Raw genomic sequence first — 15029 nt, forward strand, 5'->3', positions numbered from 1 at the left:
TTGTTATATTTTAATATTTCTTAGTTTTAATGCATTCACGATTACAGAAACCGAACTAAAACTCATGGCTAATGCTGCAATCATTGGTGATAGTAAAATTCCAAAAAATGGGAATAATATACCTGCAGCAATAGGAATCCCTACGGTATTATAAATAAGTGCAAAAAATAAGTTTTGCTTAATATTTTTCATCACAGCATGACTTAAATTTTTCGCTTTAACAATACCATGTAAATCACCTTTTACCAAAGTGATTACTGCACTTTCTATAGCCACAGCGGTTCCGGTTCCCATCGCAATACCGACATCACTTTTGGCCAATGCTGGTGCATCATTAATACCATCGCCTGCCATAGCAACCACTTTTCCTTTTTCCTGTAGTTTTTCGACTTCTTTAAGTTTGTCCTCAGGTAACATACTGGCTTTAAAATCGGTAAGATTTAGTTCTGTTGCTACTGCTTGTGCTGTATCGTGATTATCGCCTGTTAACATAATGACTTCAATACCATTGTTTTGAAGCTCCTTAATAGCTTTAGCGCTAGTTTCCTTAATTTTATCACCGATGACTACATAACCAGTAACCATTTTATCAATTGATAAAAACGAAACTGTTTTCCCTTGCTTTTGATAGGTTTTAGCTACTTCCTCCATTTTCGAGGTTATCTCAGCATTGGCATAATCCATCATCTTAGGATTTCCTAAGGCCACCATTTTATTATTAATAGTAGCTTCTACACCTTTACCTGTAACTGCACTAAATGCTTCTGATTTTAAAATTTCTGCGTTTTGTTCTTTTCCATAGTTAACAGTAGCTTCGGCTAAGGGATGTTCGCTGTTTTTATTCAATGAAACAATATATTTCAGAATTTCATTCTCGCTAAACTCAGCATTAAAAGAACCGACTGTTACAACCGTTGGTTTTCCTTCAGTGATTGTTCCTGTTTTATCCACAATTAGTGTCGTAACCTTATCCATCTTTTCAAGAGCTTCTGCATTTTTAATCAATACACCATTTTGAGCACCTTTACCAACACCAACCATTACAGACATAGGTGTTGCCAATCCTAATGCACAAGGACAAGCTATTATCAAAACAGCAATAGCATTTACAAAAGCATACACATAAACAGGTTCTGGTCCCCAAATTACCCAAATTGCAAAAGTTAGTAAAGAGATAATAACCACAACAGGCACGAAATAACCGGATACTTTATCAGCTAAATTTTGAATTGGTGCACGACTACGACTTGCATTGTTAACCATGTGAATGATTTGAGAGAGTAGTGTATCGCTTCCTACTTTTTCAGCTTTCATTAAAAATGATTGATTACCATTTATTGTTCCGCTGCTTACTTTATCATTTACTGTTTTATTAACAGGAATTGGCTCTCCTGTAATCATGGACTCATCAATGGTTGTATCTCCTTCTGTTATTGAACCATCCACAGGAATTTTATCGCCTGGTTTTACTTTTAGAATATCATTTAATTCAATAGCATCAATGGTTACTTCAATAGCTTCGCCATCTACTATTTTTATAGCTTTATTGGGTGCTAATTTTAATAGTTCCTTTACTGCCGAATTGGTTTTACTATGTGCACGAGCTTCTAAAAGCTGTCCTAAAAGCACCAATGTTAGGATGACAGTTGCTGCTTCAAAATAGACGTGAACGGCTCCAGATTCTGTTTTAAACTGACTAGGAAAGACATCAGGAAAAAACATACCAAAAACACTAAATAACCAAGCGACACCTGCACCTATACCAATGAGTGTAAACATATTAAGATTCCATGTTTTTATACTTTTATAGGCACGTTCAAAAAACATCCACGTCGCATAAAAAATAACAGGAATGGATAAAGCGAACTGAATCCAATTCCAGTATTTTTGTTCCATGATGTCATACAGTGGATTGTTAGTCAGCATTTCACTCATAGCGATTAAGAAAATCGGTAATGTGAATACAACTGCAATCTTAAACTTCTTTACTAATTTTTTATAGGTTTTCTCTTCTGCTGAACTATCAGCTTCCATTGGTACTAAATCCATTCCGCATTTAGGACAAGCACCAGCTTCATCTTCAATTATTTCTGGATGCATGGGACACGTCCATTGTTCTGAAGAAGTTGTAGATAGATTTTGTTCTTCAACTAAATCCATTCCACAGACAGGACAATCGCCTGATTTATCATATGTTTTTTCGCCTTCACAATGCATAGGACAATAAAACGTACCTGTTCCTTTTCCTTTTTGTTGCGGTTCCTTTTCTACTTTGATATGATGCTGTTCTCCTAATTTATGAATGCTATAGCTTCCTCCATCATTTTTTAATGCCTCTTGAAAGGTCTCTAGTGAAATATGAGATTCCATTTCTATGTTAGCTTCTGCTTTTTCTAAATCTACCGAAGCTTTAGAAACACCTTTTACTTTTGAAAGTGTGTCTTCAACATGACTGCGACAACCGTTGCAGGTCATTCCGTGTATGTGATATGTATGTTTCATTAGTGCTGTGTTAAATAATTAATAATTGTAGTTTGTGTATAATAGCTTTTAACAGATTCAATTTGATTCATCTGAAATTTTAATTGTAATTCCTGAATATCCAAGACATCATTAAAATCTATAGTTCCTGTTTCATAACTTTTAATGAGTATGTCTTCTGCATCCTTAGCTTGCTTAAGGTTTTTGGTCTGCGTATTATAACTTATACGTGCTGAAATCCTTTCATTTACAGCCTCATCTAAGTGTGTTTCCAGAGTATTTAAGCGTTCTTGTTTTTGTACAACAATTTCCTGTTGTTCTAATTCGTTTTGCTTCGTTTTCGATTTATATTTCTTATTAAAAATAGGAATAGATAACGATAAGGTGGGCATGAAAATATCTTTTCCTTTTTCACTAAACGTGATGTCTGAGCCTGCTTGAATATTAATATAATCGAATCCAAAACCAAATGAAGGATGACTTTCTTTTTGATTCATTAATTCGGATTGCGCTACCGATTGAAACAGTTTATCGTATTTTAATAATTCAGGATGTAATGCTAGATTTTTAGTCGCAATTTCAAAATCTTTGGATGGCAAGATCAGGGCTTCAACAACATCAATTTCAAGATTCTTGTCTCTATTCAAAAGCTTGTTAAAAGTGGTTTGTTCTGCTAAATATTGCTGTTCTAAAACGTGTCTTAGTTGCTCCAATTCATTCTGACGTATTTGTAATTTTAAAACATCTACAGCTGAAGCTTTTCCAACTTCAATAGATGTTAAAGCCAACGTTTCATAGGTTTTAAGCAGTTTGCTGTTTTCTAATAAAATAGTTTGTTTGGCTTTATTTACATATAGTTTATAGTAAGATTGCGATACGGAAACCATTAATTTTCGTTGTGCTATTACAATGTCTTCATATTTGGCATCTGCCAAAGCACTTGCATAATTTTCGCGCGATGTAAGGGTTCCAAACCAAGGCATCATTTGCTTTGCCGATACTTTAAAACGCTGTGTTCCTGTTCGTGTTTCTGGTTCTAAGACAAAATAACCAGCACTAAATTCTGCATTTGGCAGTGAGTTAACTTCAGTCACTTTTTCTGTTGCAATACGATGTTGCAATTCAAATTTTTGAATTTCTGGACTATTTGCTAAAGCATCTTCAATGTACGTTTCTAACTGTTGCGCATTAACAAAAAGGCTCAACAAGCAATAACCAAGAGCTAAAACTAATTTTATATTAAACTTTTTATGTTTCATTTTACGGTTCTTTTAAGTTGAAATTCTTGTTTCCAGCTGTATAATACTGGAACCACAAATAAGGTAATTAAAGCGATGAGCATGCCACCAAAACTTGGAATAGCCATAGGAATCATAATGTCGCTTCCACGTCCTGTTGATGTTAATACAGGTAATAACGCCAATATGGTAGTTGCGGTAGTCATTAAGCAAGGACGAATACGTTTTTCTCCTGCTTCTACAATTGATGCTCTAATCTCTTTCTTGTTTTCTGGTGTATTTCTATCGAAGGTTTGCGTTAAATAGGTAGCCATAACAACACCATCGTCTGTGGCAATACCAAATAAAGCAATAAACCCAACCCAAACAGCAACACTCAAATTAATGGGATGCATTTGGAATAAGTCGCGCATATTTTCTCCAGCGACATTAAAGTTTAAAAACCAATTTTGACCATAAAGCCATATCATAATAAAACCACCTGCAAACGCGACTGCAATTCCTGTAAACACCATAAGAGAAGTCGCTACTGAACGGAATTGAAAATATAGAATCAGAAAAATAATGGCTAAAGCCAAAGGCACAACAACTGATAATGTGTCTTCTGCTCGTAATTGATTTTCATAGGTTCCAGTGAACTTATAGTTGATCCCTTTTGGTACGATCAATTCTCCTGAATCAATTTTTTGTTGAATTAGGGCTTGTGCATTTTCAACCACACTCACTTCTGCAAAACCATCTAACTTGTCAAATAATACATAACCCACTAAAAAGGTGTCTTCACTTTTTATAACTTGTGGACCTTGCTCGTAACGAATGGTAGCCAATTCACTTAATGGAACAGAACTGCCTTTAGCAACTGGAATATAAATTTGCTCTAAATCGGTTGGATTGGCTCGTAATTCTCTTGGATAACGTACACGTACACCATAGCGTTCTCGACCTTCGACGGTTTGCGTTAACACCATGCCGCCAACAGCAACTTTTAAGACATCTTGTACAACTTGTATAGAAATGCCATAACGAGCAATTTTCGCTCTATCAATATCAATTAGTAAATAGGGTTTACCAACAATACGATCTGCAAATACAGCCTCTTGTTTAACACCTTCAGCTTGTTTTAATATGTTTTCTAATTGAACTCCAAAGGCTTCAATTTGTTTTAAATCTTGACCTTTCACCTTTATTCCCATAGGCGCTCGCATACCTGTTTGAAGCATTACAAGTCTAGTTTCAATGGGCTGTAATTTGGGTGCTGACGTCACTCCTGGTAATTGGGTTACTCTTATGATTTCTTTCCAAATATCATCTGGTGATTTAATCTCTGGTCTCCAATTACGATAGAACTTACCATCATTGTCTTCAATTAATTGTTCTCGTTTTACTCTTAATGCATCAATGCTATTTACAATTTCATTCGGATTAGCATCATCACCTACAGGAGCATTAGGATTAATAATTAATTTATTATCCTTTTGAACAAAATAACCACCTGAATTAACCTTATAGCGTTGACGTTCTCTATCTGCATTCAGCATATATTCAGGTTTATACTGAATCATATTCTCATACATTGATAATGGTGCAGGATCTAAAGCAGATTCTGTTCTGCCAGCTTTACCAACAACGGTTTTAATTTCTGGAATACTGGCTACAGCCATATCCAATTGTTGTAAAACACGTTTGTTCTCTTCAACACCAGAATGTGGCATTGAGGTTGGCATTAACAAAAAGGAACCTTCATTTAATGATGGCATAAACTCTTTACCTGTATTTTTCATGATGAAAAAACCGGCAATAACAATGGCTGTTGGTACCGATAAGAATAGCAACTTGTGATCTAAACACCATCTTAAAATACGTGTGTAATATCTTCTGAATAACGTAAAAACACCTAACAATCCAAAACATATAACACTCACAAAAATGAGATTCCAAAAGATGCTTTTATCGACTCCTAAAGGTCTCCAGTATTCAGCCAATAAGATAATTATTGCAGATACAGAGATAATGATATTTAAAAGATTAGCGCGTTTGTCGTTAACTATTTCTTTAAGCTTTAAAACACCTGTGATTCCAAATCCTATTAAAAGTAATGAGAACCAATAACCATAAACAACACCTATAATTCCAACAACAATTAAGACGCTATTTAGAAGATAACTAAAATGCTTTTTAATACTTTTTCTCTTAAATAGAAACGCTGCAAATGGGGGAATTAAAAATAAAGCCACAATAATTGAAGCGGTTAACGCAAAGGTTTTTGTAAAAGCCAATGGTCTAAATAATTTCCCTTCTGCACCAATCATAGTAAAGACTGGAATGAAACTAATTATCGTGGTCATTACGGCTGTAACTATAGCACCAGAGACTTCTGCTGTGGCATTATAAACAACTGTATTTATGGATAATTTACCATCATCTTCGTCCAGATGCCTGATGATGTTTTCGGAAAGTATAACGCCAACATCAACCATAGTACCAATAGCTATTGCAATACCTGAAAGCGCTACAATATTAGCGTCTACACCAAATACCTTCATGGCTACAAATACCATGAGCACTGCAACAGGTAATAAGCCTGATATTAATATAGAAGCCCTAAGATTAAATACCATGATAATAATAACTAAAATAGTAATCAAAATCTCTAAGGTTAAAGCTTCACTAAGTGTGTCTAAAGTTTCTACAATAAGCTCTGTACGATCGTAAAAAGGAATAACCGTTAATTGTGAGGTGCGTCCATCAGCTAATACTTTAGAAGGCAAACCTCCTTTTAATTCTTCTATTTTGGCTTTTACATGGGTAATCACTTCCATAGGATTGGCACCATATCTAGCCACTACAACACCACCAACAACTTCTGCACCTTCCTTATCTAATAATCCTCTACGAGTAGCAGGACCTAATGATACTTTACCAATGTCTTTAATTTTAATGGATGTAAAATCTTCTGAAGTAACAACAGCATTTTCTATATCTTCAATAGATTTTACATAACCTAAACCACGCACTAAATATTCTACTTGATTAATTTCTAAAGTCTGCGCACCAATATCCTTATTACTTTCCCTAACTGCTTTTACAACTTGGCTTAAATCAATGTTGTATTGACGCATCAATTCTGGATTAACATCCACCTGATACTCTTGAATATAACCACCAATAGAGGCCACTTCAGAGACACCACTTGCAGACGATAAAGCATATTTTACATAGTAATCTTGAATGCTACGTAACTCTTGTAAATCCCAACCACCAGTAACGTTTCCGTTTTCATCACGACCTTCTAAAGTGTACCAATAAATCTGACCTAAACCTGTAGCATCAGGTCCCAAAGCAGGATTCACTCCTTCTGGTAATAAGCCGCTTGGTAAGGAATTTAATTTTTCGAGGATGCGACTACGACTCCAATAAAACTCAATATCTTCTTCAAAAATGATATAAATACTAGAGAAGCCGAACATAGAAGAACTACGTACGGTTTTCACTCCAGGAATACCGAGTAGGGAAGAGGTTAGAGGATACGTAATTTGATCTTCTATATCTTGTGGAGAACGGCCATCCCATTTGGTAAACACAATTTGTTGGTTTTCACCAATATCCGGAATGGCATCTACAACTACTGGATCATTTGGTAAAAATCCCGTATCCCAATTAAAAGGTGCGTTTACAGTTCCCCATCCTACAAAAAGAAAAAGTAGAAGTACGGCAACGAGTTTGTTTTCTATTAGAAATTTGATGCTTTTATTTAGCATTAGTTTTGATTATTAAACAGTTAGACATCGGTGTTACGACAACACCGAATACAAGAAATCATCCTAATGAAATAAATCACAGGATCATACAGTCTAAAATTTAAAAATCAAATTAAATAGGTCTCGTCAAGCTTGAAGATTTGCTTTCGGACGAGTGGAGGTTTATAATCTTCGAAAGTTGAGATATTAGTATCAAAATCTTCAAAAAGATTAATGTAAGTATAAACAAATGAAGCTATAAAAAGCTGCTGTTCTAAAGTGATGTTTTCTAAAGACAGTTGTAGTTCATCTTGGCCATCAACTACAGACTGCTCGTTTTTACAGCAATCTTTTTTTGTAATAGTACAACCTTCAGATAAAGGTTTTTCCATAGCCATGCCACAGCCTTCCGCTTTATGGAATAAGGCCGTTTCCACTAAAGTATCTCCACAATAATGCATGTTAAGCGTAAACGACATTGTAGAAAATAAGACTACAAATGCCATTACTAAAGACATTATTCTATGAGATATTTGTTTCATAATTAAGCACAAAGTTACTAAAACAAATTACAGCTTGTAATGGATAAGCCATTTAATTAGATGTTTTGTGATTCTTTTAACGGATGGTGGTTTTGTAACTAACGTGTTTTAAAGAGTATTTCAATTGCTATTTTTACTGTTGCGATTGACTCTGCATTTGGTTTAAATGAGATGCAGCAGGTCTTAAATCTACAGACACTTCCATTGTATTTTTACCCATACTATAAATAACTCCTTTTAAAGGAGGTACATCATAATAATCTCTTCCGTGTGCGACAACAATATGTTGGTTTTTGGGAATTTGATTATTTGTAGGATCAAAATCGACCCAACCATATGTTGGTATAAAAACAGAAAACCAAGCATGAGATGCATCTGTTCCAATTAATTTTTCTTTTCCTTCAGGTGGTAACGTTTCAATATAGCCACTAACATATTTTGCAGGTAATCCCATAGAACGCACACACGCAATTGCTATTTGCGCAAAATCTTGACAAACCCCTTTTTTAGCAGACATCACATCTTTTAAAGGGGTTGCAATATTTGTAAAACCAGGTACGAAATCAAAATCGGTGTAAATGCGTTGCATTAACTCATAGGTAGCGTCGTAAAATGAACGTTCTGGTTTAAAAGATAGTGCTGCATATGCCTCAATTTCTTCACTTGTATTTGAAATTAAAGGTGATGGCATTATAAATTGTCGTGCATCAATACGTTCTGAATCGGTTCCTTTTAAATATTCTAAAGTCTCTTTAATTGTTATTTTTTTTCCTTTTGAAAAATCACTTTCATTACACTGTTCATTGTAATCTCTAGACACTTTACTTTTTGCAATAACAATTAATTCTTTATGATTTTGTTGAATTGAAAACCGTGTGACGGAATTCCCAAAAAAATCTAAGCGTTCAGAAATATCAGTTGGAGTAGGCGTAATCTCTAAACTATATTCTAAAAGTCTTTGTCCTGCAAAGCTTTTAGGTTTTAACGTGGTTAAATTATGACAAAACGACGCGCCGTTTTCGTAAGTATATTTCGTTTTATGCCAAAGATCAAAAATCATATTAATTGGTAATGTTTCTGTTAACCAACTGTTTTTGTGGTTGAGAATGATTAAAGTAAGTATCTGAAATAGACAACGATGTGGTGTGTAATAAATCGCTTAAATCAGACAACATACTGTCCATATTTTCGCGCATGTTAGATTTTTCATCTATAATTAATAATTCTGAGACATCTAAACTTTCAATTTTAGAAATAACAAGATTCATATGGTCTTGGCAAGCTGTTAATTCGTTATTTTCTATTGTTGTAGGTAATTTATCAATATCTTTTTTTAATCGATGCATTTGATAGGTTAAAGATCTCGAATATTCTTTGTCTAGAATTATTAAATTCACAACGTTTTCGATACTTAAATATGAGTTGTAACTGTATCTATAAATGTTTAAACTTTCATGACTATTTAATAACGATTCTAAAATTTCGTATTCTAATTCTTCGTCATAATTTACAATTAATAAGGCTCTGAATTTTTCAATATTCATAGCACTTATTTCTAGCTGTAAACCAATAAAATAGAGTAAGAGGCCTTGTCTAACAAGAATACTCTCTTCAGTAAGCGCCATAAAAGCGATGAGTCTGGTAATAATTTTATCAAAGAAATTAGTCAGAGTAAACACTGAGTAACTGTCTTCTTTCTGTAATTTATCTATATGCTTTTGAATGCCATCAAAAACGCGCCACATATCTCTAGACCATAAATTACGAAGCGAATAATAAGACGTATTGAAACTTTGCATGGACTGTGCAAAACTTCCAATTTTATTGGTGTCTAAAATAATAGCTTTAATTTCTTTAAGCGGTTGTAATAAAACATCTTGATCTTCTGACATAAATCCAGGAAACGTCGATGTAATTTTTGTTATCGATTGAAATAATATTTTTAAGCTTTCAGATTCTGATTTTCTATCATTGTATTCTGCATGTGTCATTTGGCTTAAAACCATTCTTAAATAGCGTGCAGTAACTAAGGTTCTACCAATATATCTCCCTGACCAGAATAAATTTTCTGCGGTATTACTTGGAACGTCATTGATGTCTCTAGATGGACTAGAATTTGTTTTGTTCCAAGAATAATTTTGTAAAATAGGTTGTGGAGCATCATTTACCACCCAAAAATCTTTACTGGTACCACCACGTTGGTTAGACACAAATAATTCTTTACTGTCTGGTGCCACTCTAACCAAACCGCCAGGCATGACACTGTAGCCATCTTCCTTAGCAATAGCAAAGGTGCGACATGAAATTTTACGAGGTTCTAATTTGTTTTCTGTAAAATTTGGAGCTGTAGAAAATGATATTTTTTCTTGAGCTACAAATTTATATGGATATTCTAAAATCTCTCTTTTCAGATTTTTAAGGGCCTTTTTATCTAAAAATTCACAGAAATAAATGTGTTCTCTGTTAGATCTGTCTATGCGTTTAACCACAAAAGAAGATAAATCTTTTAAGACATGCTTTCTTTCTTTTTCCTGTCCACACCACCATGAAGCGATTTGTGGTAGAATTAAATCTTCTTTTAAAAAATATTGGCAGATATTTTCCATAAAAGGAATTAGTGCCGGATTTTCTAAAACACCACTACCAATAGGATTTACAATGGTAACATTTTGTAATCGTACAGCTTCTAATAAACCAGCAACACCTAAATAAGAATCTTCTCTTAATTCTAAAGGATCCATAAACGTGTCGTCTATACGTCTTAAAATAACATCGACTTGTTTAAGTCCTTTTAAAGACTTTAACCATACTTTTCCGTGTCTTACCACGAGATCGTTTCCTTTTACTAAAGGGTAACCCAAAAAGGACGACAAATACGCATGTTCAAAATAAGTTTCGTTATGCGGTCCTGGTGTTAATATCACCACCATTGGACTTTCTACATTAGTGGATGCTGAATTTAGCAATAACTGATTAAAGTCGTTAAAGAAACTAGAAGGCTGTGTGACATTGATATTTGTAAACAATTCTGGACTAATTTTACTTGTAGAAAATCTATTTTCTAAAGCATAACCCATACCAGAAGGAGCTTGTGTTCTATCGTTTACAACCCACATTCTGCCATCTGGACCTCTTGCAAGATCTGCTGCATATATTAAAAGTTGTTTTGAATTTTTATATTGTATTTGATCACAAGCACGTAAAAAACCACTGTGAGCGTATATAACTTCTGGAGGAATAATTCCATTTTTAAGCAGTTCTCGCTTTCCATATAAATCTTCTAAAACAAGATTTAGAATTTCTGCACGTTGTTGAATACCTTTTTCTACACGATCCCATTCTTTTTTATGAATAATAAAAGGAACCACATTTAAATCCCATGGCCTATTTAATCCTTTTGGGTCGTTATAAACATTATAAGTAACTCCATTTTCTGCTAAAAGCCAATCGATCTCGGTCTGTTTTAAAGCGAGATGTTTAGGTCCAATCTTTAATAAATTTTTGGACAATACTTTCCAATTGTCTTTTATGTTCATTTTAGAGGTGAGCAACTCATCGTAACTCGGTGATACTGAAAAATAATTCTCAAATAATGTCTTTGTTAGGGTCTTCATATTATGAACATCAATAGCGTTCTATTTTCTACGTAAATCTAAAGTATAAGGAAATTCAAAATTAACTGGTAATTCCTTATAAGAAAAACGTTTTGAGCTACTTTTTTTATGAACAGTTCTTGTTGATGGTTCTGTATCTTGATTTATGTTTTCTACAGGGTTAATTTCCCCTTGTGTATGTCCAAATTCCCAGAAACGATTTATTCTTCTAGATTCAGCTTCAAAACTATTTATAGGATACGCTTCATAAGATCGTCCGCCTGGATGCGCTACAAAATATGTACAACCACCAATAGAACGTTTGTTCCAAGTATCTACAATATCAAAAACCAAAGGAGTATCTGCAGGAATTGTTGGGTGTAATGCAGAATATGGATTCCATGCTTTGTAACGAATTCCGGCTACATACTCACCTTTAACACCTGTATTTTTTAATTGCACTTTTACACCATTACAGGTTAGTACAAAACGTTCATCAATAAAATTAGCCACTTTTACTTGCAATCTTTCTAATGAAGAATCTACATATCGTGCTGTTCCGCCACCTGTCATTTCTTCACCTAAAACATTCCAAGGTTCAATACCTGCTCGTAATTCTAAATGAATATTATTGATTTCTACCATGCCATGTAACGGAAATCTAAATTCGAAAAATGGATTAAACCAATCTTCTTCGAACTGATATCCCGCTTTATTTAACTGCGACACAATATCTTTGATATCTTCTCTTACATAATGTTCTATTAAAAATTTGTCATGTAACTCTGTTCCCCAACGCACTAAATTATGTTCGTATGGTTTTTTCCAGAACCAAGAGACTAATGTTCTTACCAATAACATTTGTACTAAACTCATCTTAGGATGTGGAGGCATATCAAAGCCACGTAATTCTAAAATACCCAAACGTCCTGTAGACGAATCTGGTGAGTATAATTTATCTATACAAAATTCTGCTCGGTGTGTATTTCCTGTTAAATCTGTTAATAGATGTCTAAATAAACGATCTGTTAACCAAAATGGAACTTCTCCTCCTTTTGGAATTTGACTGAATGCAATTTCTAATTCATACAAACTATCTTGTCGCGCTTCATCGACTCTTGGCGCCTGACTTGTAGGCCCAACAAAAGACCCTGAGAATAAATAGCTTAATCCAGGATGATGTTGCCAAAATGTTAATAAACTTCGTAATAAACTAGGTTGGCGAAGTAAAGGACTATCCGAAGGACTTGTTCCTCCTAAAGTCACGTGATTACCACCACCAGTTCCTGTATGTTTACCATCTAACATAAACTTTTCTGTCACAAGTCTAGACCGTTTTGCCTGCTCATAAAACGTGAATGTATTGTGACATAAATCTTTCCAATTGGTTACAGGATGTACATTGACTTCAATAACACCAGGATCTGGAGTAATTTTAAGCGATTCTAGCCTGTTGTCTTTTGGAGGATCATAACCTTCCATAATTACAGGCACTTTTAATGCTTTAGCTGTAAATTCGATTGAAGCAATTAAATCTAAAAAGTTCTCTGCCGAATCTAAAGGAGGTAAAAACAAATATAATTTGTCATCTCTAATTTCTGAACAAATCGCAGTTCTCACAAAGTATTTAGGGCGATTAGTATCTAATCCATTCTCTACAAAGTCTTTATGTCTCCGTTTTACATGATCTCTAAAACTAGGTAAACGTTTCTTTTTAGAGAATAAATCGGGTTCATACGACGGAAAAACTTCGTCTTCTGATTTTTCTATTAAGGAAGTTAATGGTAACCTTAATCCCATTGGAGAATTCCCTGGAGTTAAGAATAAGTGTTGTCTTCTAAACTCCCATTCGCTGGTAAACCATTTCCCTTCTGTACTATTTAAAGGTAATAAATGACCAACAGGAGTCGAGGTGCCTTGCTCTAAAATTTCTTTTAATTTATTTTTTACTAAAGTATTGTCTCTATCTTTAGTAGGGTCGACGTCTATTGGTAAATTTCCATGTTCCCATAAAAAGTAGAATGCATCTTCAAAACCAGGAATAATGTGTTCTGACGACACGCCTAAATAGCTTGTTAATGTTTCTAAGAATAACTTATCTGTTCCAGGTGCTACTGTAAATTCATCGGCATAAGTGGTTAGATATTTTTTATTATACCAAATTGGTCTGCCATCTTTTCTCCAACAAATTTCTATTTGCCATCGTGGTAACGGCTCACCAGGATACCATTTTCCTTGTGCATGATGTAAAACACCACCTTTACCAAATTCATGATGCAACCTTTTGGATAAATCTTTTGCGAGTTTACGTTTATGCGGACCATCTGCTTCTGTGTTCCATTCTGGAGATTCTAAATCATCAATAGAGATAAACGTAGGCTCGCCACCCATAGTTAAGCGCACATCATTTTTCTGTAATTGGCGTTCTACTTTTTGGCCTAATTTATCAATGTCTTTCCATTGCTCTTCAGTGTATGGTTTTGTAACTCTTGGAGATTCAAAAATTCGTTTTACAGAGTTTTCAAAAAAGAATTCTGTTTCACATTTATCAGTCATACCAGAAACCGGAGATGCACTTTCAAAAGATGGAGTACAAGCTAAAGGAATGTGACCTTCACCAGCTAATAACCCAGAGGTAGCATCAAAACCTATCCAACCAGCACCTGGCAAATAGACTTCTGCCCAGGCATGCAAATCTGTAAAATCTTCTTCAGGACCAGAAGGACCATCTAATGATTTCTCATCGGACTTTAATTGTACTAAATAGCCCGAAACAAAACGTGCACCAAAGCCTAATTGACGCAAAGTCTGTACAAATAACCATGCATAATCTCTACAAGATCCTTTTTTGGTTTCTAGAGTTTCTTCGCAGGTTTGTACACCAGGATCCATTCTAATATTATAGCCTAGATATTCATTTATTTTTTGATTAACATGAATTAAAAAGTAGATGGTTTTTCTAGGTGTAAAATCTAATGTTTCAATAAATTCGTGTAATAATTCGCCATCATCTGTAATTTCTAAATAAGGCTGTAATTCTTTAATTACTGTTTCTGTGTATTTAAAAGGAAATTCTTCGGCGTATTCTTCAATAAAGAAATCAAAAGGATTAATGGTTTTTAAATCTGCAATAATCTCAACATCTACAGACAATTCATCCGTTTTATCGGGAAATACCAAACGTGCCACGTAATTACCAAACGGATCTTGTTGCCAATTAAAAAACTGGTTTTCTGGAGTTATCTTTATAGAATAAGATTCTATTGGAGTTCTAGAATGTGGAGCTGGTCTTAATCTAAAAACATGTGGTGATAATGATACTTTACGATCATATTTGTATGTGGTCTTGTGAGATATTACAATTTTTAATGCCATATTTTAGTATAAGATTTCAGTAATTAAAATAGTTTGAAAACACGCTAGCTTCAATGCAAAATA

7 protein-coding genes are annotated in these 15029 nt (G+C 34.2%); all 7 read right to left on the minus strand.

Annotated features, from left to right (window positions below):
• Positions 1–3: 3 nt before the first annotated feature.
• The gene (locus tag HM981_RS10090) at positions 4–2502 is read right to left on the minus strand and encodes a heavy metal translocating P-type ATPase (RefSeq protein WP_179338660.1); all 2499 of its coding nucleotides are present in this window, start codon (positions 2500–2502) and stop codon (positions 4–6) included.
• Positions 2502–3740, minus strand: a complete 1239-nt coding sequence (locus HM981_RS10095) for a TolC family protein (RefSeq protein WP_179338661.1) — start codon at positions 3738–3740, stop codon at positions 2502–2504. The genes HM981_RS10090 and HM981_RS10095 overlap by 1 nt, the downstream gene beginning before the upstream one ends.
• Positions 3737–7477 (minus strand): efflux RND transporter permease subunit, encoded by a 3741-nt coding sequence (locus HM981_RS10100; RefSeq protein ID WP_179338662.1) that lies wholly within the window; start codon positions 7475–7477, stop codon positions 3737–3739. The genes HM981_RS10095 and HM981_RS10100 overlap by 4 nt, the downstream gene beginning before the upstream one ends.
• A 107-nt stretch (positions 7478–7584) precedes the next feature.
• Positions 7585–7998 (minus strand): HYC_CC_PP family protein, encoded by a 414-nt coding sequence (locus HM981_RS10105; RefSeq protein WP_179338663.1) that lies wholly within the window; start codon positions 7996–7998, stop codon positions 7585–7587.
• 133 nt (positions 7999–8131) lie between these two features.
• Positions 8132–9058 carry a transglutaminase family protein gene (locus tag HM981_RS10110; protein ID WP_179338664.1) on the minus strand — a complete coding sequence of 309 codons (927 nt, stop codon included), beginning with the start codon at positions 9056–9058 and terminating at the stop codon, positions 8132–8134.
• A 1-nt stretch (position 9059) separates the two neighbouring features.
• Positions 9060–11612 carry a circularly permuted type 2 ATP-grasp protein gene (locus tag HM981_RS10115; protein WP_179338665.1) on the minus strand — a complete coding sequence of 851 codons (2553 nt, stop codon included), beginning with the start codon at positions 11610–11612 and terminating at the stop codon, positions 9060–9062.
• A 21-nt stretch (positions 11613–11633) separates the two neighbouring features.
• Positions 11634–14966 (minus strand): transglutaminase family protein, encoded by a 3333-nt coding sequence (locus tag HM981_RS10120; RefSeq protein ID WP_179338666.1) that lies wholly within the window; start codon positions 14964–14966, stop codon positions 11634–11636.
• Positions 14967–15029 lie beyond the last annotated feature (63 nt).

The sequence above is a fragment of the Winogradskyella ludwigii genome (assembly GCF_013403985.1).
Classification (GTDB): domain Bacteria; phylum Bacteroidota; class Bacteroidia; order Flavobacteriales; family Flavobacteriaceae; genus Winogradskyella; species Winogradskyella ludwigii.

Excerpts from the sequence above, each read along its gene's own strand:
- HM981_RS10120 (WP_179338666.1), bottom strand. The coding sequence starts at position 14,966 with ATGGCATTAAAAATTGTAATATCTCACAAGACCACATACAAATATGAT.
- HM981_RS10110 (WP_179338664.1), bottom strand. The coding sequence starts at position 9,058 with ATGATTTTTGATCTTTGGCATAAAACGAAATATACTTACGAAAACGGC.
- HM981_RS10105 (WP_179338663.1), bottom strand. The coding sequence starts at position 7,998 with ATGAAACAAATATCTCATAGAATAATGTCTTTAGTAATGGCATTTGTA.
- HM981_RS10090 (WP_179338660.1), bottom strand. The coding sequence starts at position 2,502 with ATGAAACATACATATCACATACACGGAATGACCTGCAACGGTTGTCGC.
- HM981_RS10115 (WP_179338665.1), bottom strand. The coding sequence starts at position 11,612 with ATGAAGACCCTAACAAAGACATTATTTGAGAATTATTTTTCAGTATCA.
- HM981_RS10100 (WP_179338662.1), bottom strand. The coding sequence starts at position 7,477 with ATGCTAAATAAAAGCATCAAATTTCTAATAGAAAACAAACTCGTTGCC.
- HM981_RS10095 (WP_179338661.1), bottom strand. The coding sequence starts at position 3,740 with ATGAAACATAAAAAGTTTAATATAAAATTAGTTTTAGCTCTTGGTTAT.